Source organism: Cryptosporangium aurantiacum (genome assembly GCF_900143005.1).
Classification (GTDB): Bacteria; Actinomycetota; Actinomycetes; order Mycobacteriales; family Cryptosporangiaceae; genus Cryptosporangium; species Cryptosporangium aurantiacum.
The window spans coordinates 23,869-40,873 of sequence record NZ_FRCS01000003.1 but is presented as its reverse complement, the minus strand read 5'-3'; the positions used below and the strand labels follow the sequence as shown (position 1 = coordinate 40,873).

Below are 17,005 nucleotides of genomic sequence, written 5' to 3'. Positions count from 1 at the left end.
TGCTCCCACGCGCCTGCTCGGGTCGGTGGGGAAACTAGGTGTCCGCTCCCGGTGGGGGAGCCGCGGCGGCTGCGCGGAGGCGGGTGGCGAGGACGGTGCCTGCCGCGACGAGATGGTCGTGCATGGCGCGGCGGGCGGCGTCGGCATCGCGCTGTTCGAGCGCGGCGATGACGTCGCGATGGTCGTGCACGGTGAGCTCGGGCCAGCCCTCGACCGTCGTCCAGAGCAGGCGGGGCGCGTAGCCGAGCGTCTGCTTCAGCAGGCGCAGCAGACGCGGAGCGTCGGCGGCACGGTAGACCGCGCGGTGGAAGCGGTCGTTGAGTTCCTGCACGGTCGAGAGGTCGCCGCCGTCGGCGGCGACCTCGATCCCGGTCTGCAACTCGGCGAGCTCGCCGACCTCCGCGGGCGTGAGCCGGGCAGCGGCCCGCGCGGTCAGCTCCCCGGCGAGCAACGCCTGGCCGACGAAGATGTCCTCGACGTCGGTGGGCGACAGCCCTTCGGCGACAAAACCCCGGCGTGGCACCACCCGCAGGAAACCCTCGGCCTGGAGCGTGAGCAGTCCCTCCCGCGCGGGCGTCGCGCTCAGGTCGAGCTCCTCGGCGATCTTCTCCGGCCGGACGTAGTCGCCGGGGCGGATCCGGCCGAGGACGATGCGCTCCCGTACGTAGTCGGCGACCTCGTCGGACAGCCGCATCCGGATCCGGCGCCCCGGGGGTTGGGTCATGGGCGGACTGTAGCCGCGACACCGGCCGCGGTGCGCCAACGAGCCGCGGCGGTGACGTGGGCCGCATTCCGCCCGCTGGCCAGCCGCAGCGCGCCGGGTTCCGGGCCGGTCGCGGCCACGAGCGGCTCGCCTGCGAACGCCGGCGCGTGCAGGCGGAACTCGAGCGCGTCCGGCGTCGGGGACGACGCCCGGCGGAGCGTCTCGGCCAGGTGCAGCACGAGGAGCGGGCCGTGCACGACCAGCCCCGGGTAGTGCTCGACGCCGACCGCGTACGGGTGGTCGTAGTGGATCCGGTGGTGGTTGCCGGTCAGCGCGCTCATCCGGAACAGCAGCGTCGCGTCGGGGTGGAGCCGCAGCCCGTCCTCGGCGGGCGCGGTGGTGGCGAGCGGCGTCCCGCGCAGGTCGACGGCGGACGGCCCGCTGCGGTAGACGAGGTCCTGCTCCTCCGAGACACAGGTCCGGCCGTCCTGGCTCAGTTCGGTGAGCACGGTGACGAACAGCAGCTCGCCGGTACGCCCGCTGGTGGTGCGGGTGGAGACGAGCGCGCGGCGGCGCTGCGTCGCGACGCCGTAGCGCAGCGGCCGTTCCCGGGTCCAGCGCCCACCCGCGAACATCCGGCGCCGGTCGTCGACCGGTGGCAGGAACACACCGACACGGGGGTGGCCGTCGGCGCCCAGCGCGGAGTGCGGCGGCCAGTCCAGGAAGTGGAACCAGTGCCAGAGCGGTGGCACGTGCTCGCCCGGCGGCGGCTGGTTCCAGAGCCCGGCCGCCGCGGCTCCGGCGGCCGGATCCAGGACCTGTTCGTCCTCGACCGGTTCCGGCTTCCACGCGCCGGGTATCTCGCGCAGCTCCATGGCTCAACTCTATAGAATATTTTCCATGGGCTACCTGGATGCACTGGATGCCGACGAGCGGGACATCGTGCGTACCGTCGCGGACTTCGTCGACCAGCAGGTCAAACCCGTCGTCCGCGAGCTGGAGCACACGAACACCTACCCCGAGGCCCTCATCGAGTCGATGAAGGAGCTGGGCATCTACGGCCTGGCGGTCCCGGAGGAGTACGGCGGCGTCGACGTCAGCATGCAGTGTTATGTCCTGGTCACCGAGGAGCTCGCGCGCGGCTGGATGAGCCTGGCCGGTGCGATGGGCGGTCACACCGTCGTCGTCACGCTCCTCACGCGGTTCGGCACCGACGCCCAGAAGGCGGCCTGGCTTCCCCGGCTCGCGACCGGCGAGGTCCGGGCGACGATGGCGCTCACCGAGCCCGGCGGCGGTTCCGACCTCCAGGCGCTGCGCACCACCGCACGCGAGGTGGACGGCGAGTACCGCGTGAACGGCTCCAAGACCTGGATCACGAACGCCAGGCGGGCGGGCCTCACCGCGCTGCTGTGCAAGACCGACCCGGACGCGCAGCCGCGCTCCCGCGGGATCAGCGTGCTGCTCGTCGAACCGGGGCCCGGCCTGGAGGTGTCCCGTGACCTGCCCAAGCTCGGGTACAAGGGCGTCGAGAGCTGCGAGCTGCGCTTCGACGACTGCCGGGTGCCGGTGGACCACCTCCTCGGCGGTGTCCCCGGGCGTGGCTTCGCCCAGATGATGAAAGGGCTGGAGACCGGCAGGCTCCAGGTCGCGGCGCGCGCCCTCGGTGTCGGTCGCGCCGCGTTCGACGACGCGCTGGCCTACGCCCAGGAGCGGGAGTCGTTCGGTCAGCCGATCTGGAAGCACCAGTCGATCGGCAACTACCTCGCCGACATGGCGACCGGGCTGGAGGCCGCCCGTCAGCTCACGCTGTACGCGGCGCGCGAGTACGACGCCGGGCGTCGCGTCGACATGGAAGCCGGGATGGCGAAGCTGTTCGCGTCGGAGACCGCGATGACCGTCGCGCTGAACGCGGTGCGGATCCACGGCGGGTACGGCTATTCGACCGAGTTCGACGTCGAGCGGTACTTCCGGGACGCGCCGCTGATGATCGTCGGCGAGGGGACGAACGAGATCCAGCGCAACGTCATCGTGGGCCAGCTCGTGAAGCGAGCCACCGGTCTTGTCGGTGGAAGCTCCTAGGATCGTGCCCGTGGATGTGCCGACGAACGCAGTGGACGTACTTCGCCGAGTCTTCGGTTACGACGCGTTCCGCGGCGAACAGCAGAAGATCATCGAGCACGTGATCGGCGGCGGCGACGCGCTGGTGCTGATGCCGACCGGCGGTGGCAAGTCGCTCTGCTACCAGATCCCCGCGCTGGTGCGCGACGGCGTCGGCGTCGTGATCTCACCGCTGATCGCGCTGATGCAGGACCAGGTCGACGCGTTGACCGCGCTCGGTGTGCGGGCGGGCTTCCTCAACTCGAGCCAGCAACTCGAAGACCGTCGCGCGGTCGAGAAGGCGTTCCTCACCGGCGAGCTCGACCTGCTCTACCTCGCGCCGGAGGCGTTGGCCGGCGGCACGTCGTCGACGATGCGGCTGCTGGAGCGCGGCCGGATCTCGCTGTTCGCGATCGACGAGGCGCACTGCGTCTCCCAGTGGGGCCACGACTTCCGGCCCGACTACCTGGCGTTGTCGATGCTGCACGAGCGGTGGCCCGACGTGCCGCGGATCGCGCTGACCGCGACCGCGACGTCGCGGACGCGCGCCGACATCGCGACGCGCCTGAAGCTCGACGACGCCCCGCACTTCGTCGCGAGCTTCGACCGGCCGAACATCCGCTACCGCATCGCGCCCAAGGCCGAGCCGCGCAAGCAACTGCTGGAGCTGCTGCGCACCGAGCACCCCGGTGAGGCCGGCATCGTCTACTGCCTGTCCCGGGCGTCGGTGGAGAAGGTCGCGGACTTCCTCGTCTCCCAGGGCATTCCCGCGCTGCCGTACCACGCGGGCCTCGACTCCCGCACCCGCGCGGCCAACCAGTCCCGGTTCCTCCGCGAGGACGGGCTGGTGATGGTCGCGACGATCGCGTTCGGCATGGGCATCGACAAGCCCGACGTCCGGTTCGTCGCCCACCTCGACCTACCGAAATCCGTCGAGGGGTACTACCAGGAGACCGGCCGCGCCGGGCGGGACGGGCTGCCGTCGACCGCGTGGCTCGCGTACGGGCTGCAGGACGTTGTCCAGCAGCGGAAGATGATCGACGGCTCGGACGGCGACCTGGCCCACCGGCGGATGCTGGCGACCCACCTCGACGCGATGCTGGCGCTCTGCGAGACCGTCGAGTGCCGCCGCTCCCAGCTGCTGCAGTACTTCGGCCAGGAGGGCGGGGCGTGCGGCAACTGCGACACGTGCCTGGAACCGCCGGAGTCGTGGGACGGGACGGTCCCGGCCCAGAAGCTGCTCTCGACCGTGGTGCGGCTCGACCGTGAGCGCGGGCAGAAGTTCGGCGCCGGTCAGGCCATCGACATCCTCCTCGGGCGCCGCACGGAGAAGGTCACCCGCTTCCGCCACGACGAGCTGTCGGTCTTCGGTATCGGTGAGGATCTGAGCGAACCCCAGTGGCGCGGCGTCGTCCGCCAGCTTCTGGCCCAGGGGCTCCTCGCGGTCGAGGGTGAATACGGCGTGCTCGCGCTGACCGACAAGAGCGGCCCGGTGCTCAGCCGGGAGCGCGCGGTGATGATGCGGCGCGAGCCCGAGAGGACAAAACGTTCGGCGTCACGGTCCGGCGGGGCGAAGAAGCAGCTCGTGGCCGACCTGAGCCCCGAGGCGGAGACCGTCTTCGAGCGGCTGCGGGCGTGGCGCGCGGCGGCGGCCAAGGAGCAGAGCGTGCCGCCCTACGTGATCTTCCACGACAAGACGCTGCGGCAGATCGCCACCGACATGCCGACGACGCTGGCCGAATTGGACACGATAAGCGGCGTCGGCGAGACGAAGCGGGACCGGTACGGGGAGCAGATCCTGGGGGTCCTGGCGAGCTAGACCTCGCAGAACCCACCTGCTGACGCTCACAGTCCGTTTATGATCACGCCGTTGCGTGAAGGTTTCCGTTTGCCAACAACACCCCTGCTCTGACTCGGTACGTCTGACCTTCGTAGGAGACGCCGTGATCAGCTTCAACCTGTCGCAGGTCTTCCGCACGGCCGCCGACTCCGTTCCGGACACCGAGGCGCTGATCTGGCGCGATCGCCGGCTCACCTACCGTGCCGTGGACGAGCGGGCGGACGGCGTCGCCCACTACCTGGCCGGCCTGGGGCTCGGTGCGCGGCGGGAGCGCGCGGAACTCCGCGGCCACGAGTCAGGTCAGGACCAGGTGGGCCTCTACCTGCGGAACTGCCCCGAGTACGTCGAAGCGATGGTCGGGAGCTTCCGTGCCCGCCTGGCGCCGTTCAACGTCAACTACCGCTACGTCGCCGAGGAGCTGCTGTACCTCCTCCGGGACGCGCGTGCCCGGGTGCTGGTCTACCACGCGGAGTTCGCGCCCTGCCTCCAGGAGATCCGCGACCGGTTACCCGATCTGGAGGTCCTGATCCAGGTCGCCGACGAGAGCGGCAACGACCTCCTCGACGGCGCCGTCGCGTACGAGTCGATCGTCAGCACCCCACCCCCGCCGGGCGGTATGCCGGCGCCCACCGGCGACGACCTGCTCATCCTCTACACCGGAGGAACGACCGGGATGCCGAAGGGCGTCCTCTGGCGGCAGGACGACATCTACGTGGCCGCGATGGGCGGCACCCCGTTCGGCACCCCCGAGCCGTTCGCCTCCTACGAGGAGATCGCCGCGGCGGCCACCGCGAACCCCGGCGGCCAGCGGCTGCTGATGATCCCGCCGTTCATCCACGGGGCCGCGCAGTGGAGCGCGTTCTACGTGTTCACCAACGGTGGAACCGTGATCCTGCTGGACGACGTGCATCATTTCGACGCCGCACAGGCGTTGCGCCTGATCGTCAGCGAGGGCGTCAACTCGATCCCGGTGCTCGGCGACGCGGTGGTGCTCCCGCTCGTCGAGGAGATCGAGCGCGCGATCGAGGCCGGCGAGCCGTACGACCTCTCCGGTCTCGCGGCGATCTCCAACGGAGGCGCACCGCTCTCCCCGGGGATGCGGGAACGGGTGCTGCGCGTGCTGCCCAACCTCCTTCTGCTGGACGCCGCCGGATCGTCGGAGACCGGCATCCAGATGGGGGCGCTCTCGGCCAGCGGGGCGATGATCGAGGCCGGGCTGTTCGAACCGCACCAGGAGACAGCGGTCATCGACGACACCTACTCCCGTGTCCTGGAGCCGGGGGAGGGGCAGGGCTGGCTGGCCCGGCGGGGACGGATCCCGCTGGGTTACCTCGGGGATCCGGACAAGTCCGCCCGGACGTTCCCCGTCGTCGGCGGCGTGCGGTGGTCACTGCCGGGCGATCGGGTCGAGATTCTGGACGACGGACGCATCCGGCTGCTCGGCCGGGACAGCGCCACGATCAACACCGGCGGCGAGAAGGTCTTCGCCGAGGAGGTCGAACGCGCGATGCTCGCCCACTCCGCCGTCCGCGACGTGATCGTCGCCGGCCGCCCGTCGGAGCGGTGGGGCAGCGAGGTCGTCGCGATCGTGGAGCTGAACCCGGACGTCGAGGCGACCGACGACGACCTGCTCGCCGAGGCCGCCCAGCACATCGCCCGCTACAAGCTGCCGAAAACCGTGATCCGCGTCCCGGAGATCGCTCGGTCGCCGTCCGGGAAGGCCGACTACCGCTGGGCCGCCGAGCAGGCCAGAAAGAGCGCGCCCTCCTGACCCGCGACGGCTAGTCGTCCTCTCCGTCGCGGCCGGCGAGACGGCGGTCGAGTTCGGCGACAACGCGCAGATACCGGTCGTAGTACTGCCGGAACCGGGTGACTTCGGCGCGCAGCGTTCCGGGCCGCCGATCGTCCACGAGCCACCAGAGGTCGCGGAACGGACATCCGTCGGGCTGGAACTCGCGCGGGACGTCGTCGAGAGCGACCGTGAACCACCGCGGGTGCAGGTCGGTGGTCCAGTGGCTCGGCGCCGACCGGAGGAACTCCTCGCCGAGGTAGCGGGCCGCCGCGTTCACGAACGGCGTGTCCTCGGCGGCCCGGTACGCGTCCTGGTCCGGGAACCGGTCGAGGATCAGCCGCTCGAGCGCGTCGACCTCACCCGGTGGCGGCAGCTCCGCGCGCGCAGCGGGAGAGTCCTCGGCCAGCCACGCGTCGACCGACTTCCGGGGTGCCGGCTCGGGCTGGGCGATCCGCCCTCGTAGCTCGAGGTCGTAGGTCCGCGCGAGCGCGCGCTGCTGTTCGTCGCTGACCAGCACGTGGTAGCCGGTGCTCGCGCCGTCGCGGTAGATCTCGGCGAACTGACGCGGATCGTCGCCCCCGGGCTCGTAGTCGGAGATGTTCGGCAGCGGCATCGCGTCGAGATACGCCGAATCGAGGAACTCGGCCTCGATGTTCCACCAACAGGTCCGGCCGTTCGTCCGGAAGTGCAGGAACGCGTAGCCGGGATCCGGCCGGATCAGCACGACGTCCTCGATCACGACCGCGCCCCGGGTGGTTCCGGCGACGTACTCGAGCCAGTCGCGGTAACCCCGCTCGTGCGCCTCGATACCGCTGCCGGCTTTCTGCTCCGCGTCGAGATGGAACGCCACCCGGAACTCCTCGAAAGCCCAGAGGACCTCGTCCGGGTCGTCGATCGGACCGCTCTGGTAGGCCAGGACCTCCTCGGCGGTCGCGGGGGACAGCATGCCCAGCGCGATCAGGGTCGCGGCCACCTCGCGGTACGTCGTCATGCGGGCGAGTCTGCACGGCGCCGACAACCGTCAGGCGTGGGCCGGGAGATCGAGGCTGCGGTCGGCGAGCGACACCTCGGCCTGGTCGTGGCTGGCCAGGACGACCGCTGCGCCGGCCCGGCTCCGTTCGACGAGCAACTCGTGGACGCGCTGCCTGCTCCGGACGTCGAGCGCTGCGGTGGGCTCGTCCAGCAGGTAGACGTCGGCGTCCTGGACGAGCGTCTGGGCCAGCAGCGTGCGCTGCCGCTGACCGCCGGACAGCTCGCGGAGCCGCCGCCGGGCCAGGTGGGCGATGCCGAGCTGCTCCATCGCCGACGCCACCGCCGCGTGGTCGGTCCGGGTCAGGCGCCGTAGCAGCCGGCCGGGTGTGAACCGTCCGATCCGGACGCTGTCGAGAACCGTCAGCGGTAGCGCGTCGATGTCGCTGGTCCGCTGCGGCAACAACGCGACGCGCGCGCCCGCACGGCGTCGGATGTGGCCTTCGTCCGGCGTCGCGAGGCCGGCCAGCAGGTGGAGGAGCGTGCTCTTGCCGGACCCGTTCGTGCCGGTCACGACCGTGACGGAGGCCGGCTCGACCCGCAGGTCCACCGCGCGCAGAACCGGAACGTCTGCGTAGCGGAACGTCACACGTTCCGCGGCGACGACGACCACGAGCTTCACCCCTTAACGACAATGAATTTCATCTTCAGTATAGTGGCCCTCATGCTGACAGCCCTGGTCGAGCCGTTCACGGTGCCGTTCGTCATCCGCGCCCTGCTCGGCGGCGTGCTGCTGGCGGCCGTCTGTGCGCTCGTCGGCGTGTGGGTGATCGCCCGCGGGATGACGTTCCTGGGCGAGGCGATGAGCCACGGCATGCTGCCCGGTGTCGCGGTCGCGTCGATCCTCGGTGGCAGCCTCGTCGTCGGCGCCGCCACGAGCGCGTTCGCGATGGCGCTCGGCGTCAACGCCCTGCGGCACAGCCGCGAGTTCGGGCGTGACACGAGCATCGGGCTGCTGTTCGTCGGGCTGCTCTCGATCGGCGTCATCGTCGTCTCGCACTCGCGGTCGTTCGCGACCGACCTCACCGCGTTCCTGTTCGGCGACGTGCTGGCGATCCGGTCACCCGACCTGCTGTTGCTGGCGGCCGCGGCCCTCGTCGTCGCGGGGGTCACCGCGGTCTGCTACCGGCCGTTCCTGGCCCTGACGTTCGACGCGCGCAAGGCCAGGACGCTCGGCCTGCGGCCCGACGTCACCAACGCCGTGATGCTGACACTGCTCACGATCACGATGGCGGTCGCCTTCAGCGTCGTCGGCACGCTGCTCGCGTTCGGCATGCTCATCGCCCCTTCTGCGGCGGCGATGCTCGTGGCCCGGCGGCTTCCCGTCGTCATGCTCACCGCGTTCGGGATCGGCACGGTCGCCACCGTGATCGGCCTGTGGATCTCCTGGTTCGCGGCGACCGCGGCCGGGGCCACGATCGCCGCCGTCGCGGTACTGCTCTTCTTTCTGATCCTCGGCGCGCGCCGGATCCGGGAGGCTTCGCCGCGCGGCTCTGCTCTCACCGCCGCCGCGATGACCGTCGTGCTGACGCTCTCGGGCTGCGCGTCGGCGGACGAACCCGTGCAGAAGACGGACGAGACACCCCACGGCTACGTCGCCGGCGCCGAGGAGTTACCCGAACCGCAGTCGGCCATCGCCTACGCGAGCCTCGGCTCACGGCGTTTGCGCCTGCTCGACCTGATCACCGAGACCGAGAAAGTGATCGAGCTGCCGTTCAGCGCGCGGCGCATCGTGGAGGACGGCCGGTTCGTCTACGTCACCGACGGCGACCGAAGACTCGAGATCGTCGACGCGGGCGTCTGGACGGTCGACCACGGCGATCACGTCCACTACTACCGCGCGCCGGCCAGGTCGGTCGGAACGATCACGTTCGCGACGCGGATCGAGACGATCGTCGGGTCCGAGGCCCACACGACGATCGGCACCGCCGACGGGCGCGTCACCGTGATCGACCGCCGGAAGCTCGGATCTGGCGAGATCGTCGAGCTGGCCAGAATCGCTTCCGCGGGTGACACCCCACTGGCCGTCCCGTATGCCGACCAGCTCCTCGTCGCGGCGGACGGCCGTCTCGTCGCGACGGACGCCGGCGGTGCGCCCAGCGGTGCGCTGGACGTGCCGTGCGCGGCGCCACGCGGGTGGGCGGTGCTGCGCGCGGGTGCGGTGATCGCCTGCGACTCCCGAATCGTCCGGATCAAACGCCAGGGTGAGCGACTCATGGCCACGACCACGGCCGTCCCGCGTGCCCCGATCCCGCCCAACGGATTCGTCTACCGTCCCCGCAGCAATGAGGCGGCCGTGGCCGACCGGTCCGGTATCTGGTCGGTGCACGCGGCCGAGGCCACGGTCCGGTACGTGGCGGCCACCGGCCGCCGTCTCGCGGTCGCCGCCTCGCCGGCGGACGGCAGCACGGTGCTCGCCCTCGACGAGTCCGGTGCGCTGACCAGCTACGACCTGGCGACCGGCACGGCGCTCCGGACGGTTCCCGTGCTGGCGTCGAGCACCGGCGCGAGCCTGACGCTGGACATCAACCGTGCGTACCTGACCGAGCCGCGCGCCCGCCTGATCCACGAGATCGATTACCGCGACGGGCTCCGGACGGCCCGTACGCTGCGCGCCGCCGACCAGCCGGACCTGGCCGTGGAGGTCGGACGATGAAGCTCCTGCGGTTACTGTTCGCGCTCTGCGTGCTGGCGGGCGGCGTCGCCTGTACGCCGTCGGAGCGGACCCACATCGTCGTGACGACGAACATCCTCGGCGACGTCGTCCGGCAGCTCGTCGGCGACCAGGCTCGCGTCAGCGTGCTGATGAAACCCAACGCCGATCCGCACTCGTTCGCGATCTCCGCGCGGGAGGCGCACGGCCTGCAGACCGCCGATCTGGTCGTCTACAACGGCCTCGGCCTCGAGGAAGGCGTACTGCGCCACGTCCGGGCCGCAAAAGACGCCGGCGTCGCGACGGTCGAGGTGGCGGCGAACGTCGAGCCGATCGAATACCGGGACGGTGACGCGGCCGGGCTTCCCGATCCGCACTTCTGGACCGACCCGGCTCGCATGGGCACCGCGGTGCGGCTGCTCGCCGACGAGATCGTCGACCACGTCGACGGTGTGGACGCCGACGCGCTGCGCGACCGCGCGGACGCGTACGCCGAGGAGATCGGCGCGCTGGACGCCGGGCTGCGCAAGCGGTTCGCCGAGATCCCGGCCGCCAGGCGGGTCCTGGTCACCAACCACCACGTGTTCGGCTACCTCGCCGAGCGCTATGCCCTCGAGGTCGTCGGCGCGATCATTCCGAGCGGGACGACGCTGGCGTCACCGAGCGCGTCGGACCTCGCCTCACTGGTCACCGCGATCACAACCCACCGCGTACCCGCGATCTTCGCCGACACCTCCCAGCCGGCGCGGCTCGCCGAGGTGCTGGCGTCGTCCGGCGGGGTCACGGTGCGGGTGATCGCGCTGTACTCCGAGTCGCTCAGCGACGCCGACGGTCAGGCCCCGACCTATCTGGCGATGATGCGCTTCAACGCCGAAGCGATCATCGACGGCCTGACCGGCTGAGTCTCCCCGCTCTGCTCGAGGGCCGCAGTCCGCCCTCGAATGAAAAAGATTGTCATTGTTATTTAGGAGGGGTATTCGTGTCCGATCGAACGATCCGCGGCCTGGCAGCCGCTGCCGCCGCGTTACTCGCGCTCAGCGCCTGCGCGACCGAGAAGGACGAGCCGGCGGCCGCCGCGAAGTCCGCCACCGAACCGGTCGCGGTCACCTACGAGGGTGGCATCTACGTGCTGGACGGCGAGTCGATGAAGGTGGTGCACAACGTCGAGCTCGACGGCTTCAACCGGGTGAACCCGGCGGGCAACAAGACCAACGTCGTCGTCTCGACCGAGCGCGGCTTCGAGGTGCTCGACGCGGTGACCGGCACGATGACCGACGTCACCTACCCGGGCAGCGAGCCGGGGCACGTGGTGCTGCACGGCGACCGCACGATCCTGTTCACCGACGGCACCGGCGAGGTCAACAGCTTCGACCCGGCCGAGCTCACCGACGGCAAGCCCGAGGGGCGACAGTACAAGGTCGCGCAGCCGCACCACGGCGTCGCCGTCGAACTGAGCGACGGCACGCTCCTGGTCACGCTGGGTACCGAGGAGTCGCGGTCGGGAGCGATCGCGGTGGACGCTCAGGGTAAGGAGATCGCCCGCAGCGAGGAGTGCAACGGCATCCACGGCGAGGCGGTCGCCCAGGGTGAGGTCGTCGCGTTCGGCTGCAAGGACGGCGTGCTGCTGTTCAAGGACGGCGCGTTCGTCAAGGTCAAGGGCGGAAAGGCGTACAGCGCGGTCGGTACGCAGGTCGGCAGCGACGCCTCACCGATCGTGCTCGGTGACTACAAGATCGACCCGAACGCCGAGCGCGAGTTCCCCGGGCAGTTCGCGCTCACCGACACGGTGACGAACACGCTGCGGGTGGTGCCGATGCCCAAGGGCGTGAGCTACAGCTTCCGGTCGCTCGCCCGCGGCCCGAAGGGTGAGGGCCTCATCCTCGGCACCGACGGTGCGCTGCACGTGGTCGATCCCGTCTCGGCGAAGCTGGTCGACGCCTGGCCCGTGGTCGCCCCGTGGACGGAGCCGATGGACTGGCAGCAGCCGCGTCCGGCCGTGTTCGTGCGCGGCAACGACGCGTACATCTCGGAGCCGGCCACGAAGAAGATCCACCGGCTCGACCTCACGACCGGCGCGGTGGTCGGATCCGTCTCGATCGACGGCGTCCCCAACGAGATCAGCGGGACGCTGACGCACTGACGTCCGGGAGGTTCCGGCGGTGGGAGGCCGGTGAGCGGCCTTCCACCGCCGTGCGGTGTCAGCCGGCGAGCGCGTTGTTGGTCCGCCACCAGGTCGCGACCGCGTCCGCGTCCGAATCCTGGACCTCGGCCCCGAGGAGCGCGGACCGGTCGCCCCAGTTGATCCACCAGCCCACGCCGGTCCAGTAGCAGGCGACCGTGCCGCGCTGGCCCCAGTTGCCGTACCCCTCGTTGCCCGGACTGTCGCAGGACGGGTCCTCCCCGTCCTGGTCGTCCAGCTCCTCGAAGTGCGTCGAGTAGTCCTGCTGGCTGTCGAAGCGGTAGAAGCGGACCTGCGTCTGCAGCGCGCCGACCGTGTCGCAGACGAGCGTGGCGTCGACATCGGAGCCGTCGGGATCGGGGCCGGAGCGGCAGGTCTGCTTGTCGATCCCGCGTCCGGGGAGCGCGTTCCAGAGCGTCACCTCGTCGGGCGAGAGGCCGGCGGGGGCGCTCGCGGACGGCGACGCCGAGCGTGTCGGGCTGGCCGACGGCGTCGGCGTCCGCGTGGTGTTGGTCGTGGTGAGGTCGGACCCGTTCCCGCCCGACGACGCGATCACGTATGCGAGCAGCCCGAGCACGAGGACCAGCACGACACCGGCTGCGGCGAGCGCGGCCCACGGCCGGGCCAGGATCCGCTCCCCGAGCCCGGGTCGCCCTGCGCCGTTGAACGGAGGGAGAGGCTCGACGGTCGTCGGACGGATGGGTGGCCGCGGCGGATCGGGGGAGATCACGAGCGCCGGGGTCGCGGCGAGCAGCGCCGCGAGCGCTCGTCCGTCCGGGGCGGCGACGGCCTGCAGGGCCTCCGCTGTGGCGTGCGCCTCCGGCCGTTGACGCGGGTCCTTAGCCAGGAGCCCGTCGATGATCGGCGCGAGCGCACCGGCGCGCTCCGGCGGGCGGTGCGGCGCCGTGGCGACCGCGAACAGGCCGGAGAGCGCGTCCCCGATGACGAACGCCTCGGTGCCCTCCACCGCGAAGTAGAGCGTGGCGCCGAGCGCGAACAGGTCGGCCGGTGGGCCCGCAGTGCCCTGGGTCAGTCGCTCGGGCGCGATGTAGCCGGGCGTCCCGAGCAGTACGCCGGCGGCGGTTCGGGTACCACCGCCGAGCGCGGACGCGATCGAGAAGTCGCTGAGCAGCACGGTGCCGTCGGGCTGGATCAGGACGTTGGCCGGTTTCACGTCCCGGTGCACCACGCCCGCGCGATGGGCGGCGGCCAGCGCGTCGAGCACGGTCAGCCCGAGACGCGCGGCGATGTCCGGCGGCAACGGGCCGGCCGCCGCCACCACCCGGTCGAGCGAGTGGCCGCGCACCAGCCGCATCACGAGGCACGGCTGGCCGGCCTCCTCGACCACGTCGTACACCGCGACGATGTTCGGGTGGTCGAGCGCGCCGGCCATGCGCGCTTCCTGCATCGCGCGGGAGACCATCGCGGCGCGTTCCGCGTCGGTGGACAGCGGCGGGATCGCCAGCGCTTTGAGCGCGACCTCGCGGCCCAGCCGCTCGTCGAGGGCACGCCAGACCACGCCCATGCCACCCCGGCCGATTTCCGCGATCAGCCGGTAGCGGCCACCGATCAGGCGCCCTGCCGAGTCCATGTACTCCCCAAACGTGTCGCAGCCGGGAGTCTATGAACCATCGGCAAACCGGTGGGGGCGGCGGTCGGCCGGAGTGACAACCGATACTGTCCTTACTAGTAAATATCGGTTCCAACTGGGACAGTTTTGAGATGCTGCGATTACTCGCCGCCCTCGCCGGGCTCGTGGTCACGATCGCCGCCGTCCCGGCTGGGGCGGTCCGTGCGGCGCCGGGGGATCCAGCTCCGGGTTACCACACGGTGCGGTTCGTCCACGCCGGGCACAACCGCACGGCGCTCGTCCGGGTGCCCCCGGCCCCCGGAGGCGAAGCCGGACTGCCCGCGCTCTTCCACTTCCCCGGCCTGCTCGAGACCCCGGCGATCGCTGATCGGTTCGGGAAACTCGCGCCCGCCGCCGATGCCAACGGCTACCTGCTCGTCATTCCCGAGCACTTCGGCATCGGCTGGCAGGGCGTTCCGGCGGGTACGCCGTTCCCGGACGTCGACGATCCGGGTTACATCCGCGCGCTGGCCGCCGTCGTCATCGAGCGATTCGGGGCCGACCCGTCCCGGATCTACTCGTCCGGGATGAGCAACGGCGGGTTCTTCAGCAGCCTCACCGCCTGCGAACTGCCCGACGTCTTCGCCGCGTTCGCGCCGGTCGCCGGACAGCTGAGCGACCCCGGCTCGTGTGTGCCGGGCCGCGCGGTTCCGGTCGTGATGTTCCACGGTGACGCCGACCCGCTGGTGAGCTACGACACCACCGCTCCGGCCGCGACGTTCTGGACGAGGAACAACGGGTGCGGCACGACCACCACCGACACCACCCTGCCGGACGTCGATCCGGGCGACGGCACGCGGGTGATCCGGCACGAGTACCAGGGCTGCCCGGCGAACGCGCCGGTCGTGCTCTACCAGATCGTCGGTGGCGGCCACGCCTGGCCGGGCGGCGATCCGTATCCGCTGGTGCCGCTCGGGAACGCGTCCAAGGACATCAACGCCAACCAGGTGCTGTGGGACTTCGTCTCCCGGTTCGCGCTACCGGTTTGAGTCGAACGGGCCGAGGTCGTCGACCGACCAGAGCGCCCGCGACCGCTCCTCCGGATACGGGACGACCACCGGGTCGCCGGTGCCGAGCAACCGCGTCGGACCGCCGCGACCGGTGAACTCCGGCCACCCCGGGTCTCCGCAGCGAGCGAACTCCGTCCACGCCCGGCGCAGCGCGTCACCGGCGGCCCGGATCTCGTCGGACGGCGTTCCCAGCAGCATCCGCGCCTGCGGCGTCTCGTACGTGCCGAACAGCAGCGGCACGTCGATGCCGTGGCAGGCGCCGAGCGTCGGCGACTCGACCGTCACCTCGCCGGCGAACGTCCGGCCTCCCGTCTCGGCGTGGGCCTCGGCCAAATGCGCCGCGGGCATCCGGATCAGCACGTCGGAGTAGAGCGTCTCGTAGAGCTGGTCGGGTGCGGCGTCCGGCCAGGTCCGGCGGTACCCGTCGGCGACGGCCGCCGGTGCGAGCGTGACGAGGTCCTGCGGCCCGACGTCCAGCTGGGCGTTGATCGAGATGAACAGGCGCGCCTCGTCGCGGGTGTGCGTCACCAGCAGGTCGACGTCGCCGGCGCGGCCGTCCGCGAGCGACCGCCACGGCACGTCCTCGACCAGTTCGCCGTCCACGACCGGCCCGAGCGCGGCCAGCCGCCCGGCCAGCCCCCAGCCCTCCGGCAGCTTCGGCAGCTCCGCGCTGAACTCGCTGTAGGCCTCGGCGAGCCGGTCCGGAGGAACGTCGGCCAGCCGCCCGGACGTGATCCGGTCGCGCAGTGCCCGGCCCAGCCCCATCGCGAGGCCCTTCGTCTGGAACCCGGCCGGGGGGCTCGCCGCGATGGCCCGGCGGAAGAGCCCGCGCGCCGGTGCTGCCGCCACGAGAGCCGCGACCGAGGCGCCACCCGCCGACTCGCCGGCCACCGTGACGTTGCCCGGATCGCCTCCGAACGCAGCGATGTTGTCCTGAACCCAGCGCAGCGCCAGCAGCTGGTCGAGCAGACCGCGATTGCTCGGTGCGCCCTCGGCCTCCACGAACCCCTCGGCGCCGAGCCGGTAGTTCGGCGCGACGACCACCAGCCCGGTCCGGGCCAGCGCGGCGGCGTCGAAGAGCGGGTCGCCGCAGTGGCCCAGCACGTAGGCGCCGCCGTGGATCCACACCAGGACCGGGAGGCCGCGGGCGCCGGGGTCGGGCGTCCAGACGGTGAGCGTGAGCCAGCCGGTGTCCTCGGCGGTCTCCGAACCCCAGGGCGCGGACTGCGGCGGTGGCGGACCGAACGCGAGCGCATCCCGGACGCCGTCCCAGCGGCGAGCGGGGACCGGGGCTCGCAGGCGCAGCGCGCCGACGGGCGGCTCGGCGTACGGGATGCCGCGGAAGACGCCGTCGTCGGTGCCCCGCAGTCGGCCGGACGAGATCGTGAGCTCCATGCCTCGGAGCGTTCCAAGTCGTCTGACTTAGGTCAACTGACTTATGACGAGGGACCGAACAGCTCGTCGAGGTGACGGTCGATGGCCGCGATCACCTGCTCACGCGTGTAGACGCCGACCTCGAGCAACGGCGAGAGGCCGGTGAGTGCCACCACCCGGGCGGCCTCGACCGGAACGTCGAGATCGGAGGGAGCCAGTCCCGCAGTGACGCTTTCGCGCAGCACGGTCTCGACCAGGGCGTGCACCGCGAGCATCTCCTCGCGCACCCGGCCACGGACCTGGTCGGCCTGCAGGGCGTCGAGCAGGCGGGCGGAGTTGACCTGGCTGCTGACGTCGTCCACCGGGAACATCTCGACGAGCAGCACCCGCAGGACGTCACGCGGGTGCGGGTCGTCGCCCAGCGCCGCCAGCGCCTCCTGGACGCGGCTCTTGGTCTGGGCGCTCACCAGCTCGATGGCGTAGTCGACTAGCGCCTCCCGGGTCGGGAAGTAGTGCTGCAGCTGGCCCAGGGACATGCCGGCCTCGGCCGCGACGTCCCGCAGGCTGGCGCGCCCGAGGCCCTTGGTGCGGGCGAGCGTCCAGAGCGCGCCGGCGATCAGGCGTCGCCGTTCGTCGTGGTTGACCTGGATGGGCATGTTCCTCCTGCTCCTGCGGTGTCTCCGAGGTTAGGTGACGAC

At 71.4% G+C, this 17,005-nt stretch carries 13 protein-coding genes and 1 pseudogene; 7 read left to right on the top strand and 7 right to left on the bottom strand.

Translation table 11 applies throughout. The features are described 5' to 3' along the window. Window positions 1-34: 34 nt before the first annotated feature. Window positions 35-724 (bottom strand): GntR family transcriptional regulator, encoded by a 690-nt coding sequence (locus BUB75_RS11060; RefSeq protein ID WP_073255430.1) that lies wholly within the window; start codon window positions 722-724, stop codon window positions 35-37. After that, the gene (locus tag BUB75_RS11055) at window positions 721-1,578 is read right to left on the bottom strand and encodes an HTD2 family dehydratase (RefSeq protein WP_073255427.1); all 858 of its coding nucleotides are present in this window, start codon (window positions 1,576-1,578) and stop codon (window positions 721-723) included. The genes BUB75_RS11060 and BUB75_RS11055 overlap by 4 nt, the downstream gene beginning before the upstream one ends. Window positions 1,579-1,603: 25 nt before the next feature. Here BUB75_RS11055 and BUB75_RS11050 point away from each other — a divergent pair, with 25 nt between their 5' ends. The 3 genes from BUB75_RS11050 to BUB75_RS11040 all read left to right on the top strand — a co-directional run bounded on the left by BUB75_RS11050 (window position 1,604) and on the right by BUB75_RS11040 (window position 6,411). Continuing rightward, window positions 1,604-2,782 carry an acyl-CoA dehydrogenase family protein gene (locus tag BUB75_RS11050; RefSeq protein ID WP_073255424.1) on the top strand — a complete coding sequence of 393 codons (1,179 nt, stop codon included), beginning with the start codon at window positions 1,604-1,606 and terminating at the stop codon, window positions 2,780-2,782. A 10-nt stretch (window positions 2,783-2,792) separates the two neighbouring features. Next, the gene (recQ, locus tag BUB75_RS11045; RefSeq protein ID WP_245806240.1) at window positions 2,793-4,619 is read left to right on the top strand and encodes a DNA helicase RecQ; all 1,827 of its coding nucleotides are present in this window, start codon (window positions 2,793-2,795) and stop codon (window positions 4,617-4,619) included. A 124-nt stretch (window positions 4,620-4,743) separates the two neighbouring features. Continuing rightward, window positions 4,744-6,411 (top strand): acyl-CoA synthetase, encoded by a 1,668-nt coding sequence (locus BUB75_RS11040; RefSeq protein ID WP_218617430.1) that lies wholly within the window; start codon window positions 4,744-4,746, stop codon window positions 6,409-6,411. Between the two features lie 10 nt (window positions 6,412-6,421). On the opposite strand, the gene BUB75_RS11035 is transcribed toward BUB75_RS11040, so the two are convergent. Next, complete coding sequence (locus tag BUB75_RS11035) at window positions 6,422-7,423, bottom strand: hypothetical protein (protein ID WP_073255418.1); 1,002 nt, start codon at window positions 7,421-7,423, stop codon at window positions 6,422-6,424. 30 nt (window positions 7,424-7,453) lie between these two features. After that, on the bottom strand, window positions 7,454-8,083 hold the full coding sequence (aztA, locus tag BUB75_RS11030; RefSeq protein WP_073255415.1) for a zinc ABC transporter ATP-binding protein AztA: 630 nt from the start codon (window positions 8,081-8,083) through the stop codon (window positions 7,454-7,456). A gap of 42 nt (window positions 8,084-8,125) precedes the next feature. Between aztA and aztB the strand changes: the two genes are divergently transcribed. From aztB to aztD, 3 genes are all read left to right on the top strand, one after another. After that, window positions 8,126-10,117, top strand: a complete 1,992-nt coding sequence (gene aztB, locus BUB75_RS47015) for a zinc ABC transporter permease AztB (protein ID WP_073255412.1) — start codon at window positions 8,126-8,128, stop codon at window positions 10,115-10,117. Continuing rightward, window positions 10,114-11,016, top strand: coding sequence for a zinc ABC transporter substrate-binding protein AztC (gene aztC, locus BUB75_RS11020; protein WP_073255409.1), 903 nt, complete (start codon window positions 10,114-10,116; stop codon window positions 11,014-11,016). Before aztB ends, aztC begins: the two co-directional genes overlap by 4 nt. 77 nt (window positions 11,017-11,093) lie before the next feature. Beyond that, on the top strand, window positions 11,094-12,254 hold the full coding sequence (aztD, locus tag BUB75_RS11015; protein WP_073255405.1) for a zinc metallochaperone AztD: 1,161 nt from the start codon (window positions 11,094-11,096) through the stop codon (window positions 12,252-12,254). 58 nt (window positions 12,255-12,312) lie between these two features. On the opposite strand, the gene BUB75_RS11010 is transcribed toward aztD, so the two are convergent. Next, window positions 12,313-13,884: a serine/threonine-protein kinase gene (locus BUB75_RS11010; RefSeq protein WP_073255402.1), complete on the bottom strand. Its 1,572-nt coding sequence runs from the start codon at window positions 13,882-13,884 to the stop codon at window positions 12,313-12,315. Between the two features lie 131 nt (window positions 13,885-14,015). Between BUB75_RS11010 and BUB75_RS11005 the strand changes: the two genes are divergently transcribed. Next, window positions 14,016-14,912, top strand: a complete 897-nt coding sequence (locus tag BUB75_RS11005) for a CE1 family esterase (protein ID WP_073255400.1) — start codon at window positions 14,016-14,018, stop codon at window positions 14,910-14,912. On the opposite strand, the pseudogene BUB75_RS11000 reads toward BUB75_RS11005, so the two are convergent. Both BUB75_RS11000 and BUB75_RS10995 read right to left on the bottom strand, forming a co-directional pair. Then, a pseudogene (locus BUB75_RS11000) lies at window positions 14,901-16,331 on the bottom strand (carboxylesterase/lipase family protein); the annotation flags it as partial. The gene BUB75_RS11005 and the pseudogene BUB75_RS11000 sit on opposite strands and share 12 nt — an antisense overlap. Before the next feature lie 38 nt (window positions 16,332-16,369). Next, complete coding sequence (locus tag BUB75_RS10995; RefSeq protein WP_073255394.1) at window positions 16,370-16,963, bottom strand: TetR/AcrR family transcriptional regulator; 594 nt, start codon at window positions 16,961-16,963, stop codon at window positions 16,370-16,372. Window positions 16,964-17,005 lie beyond the last annotated feature (42 nt).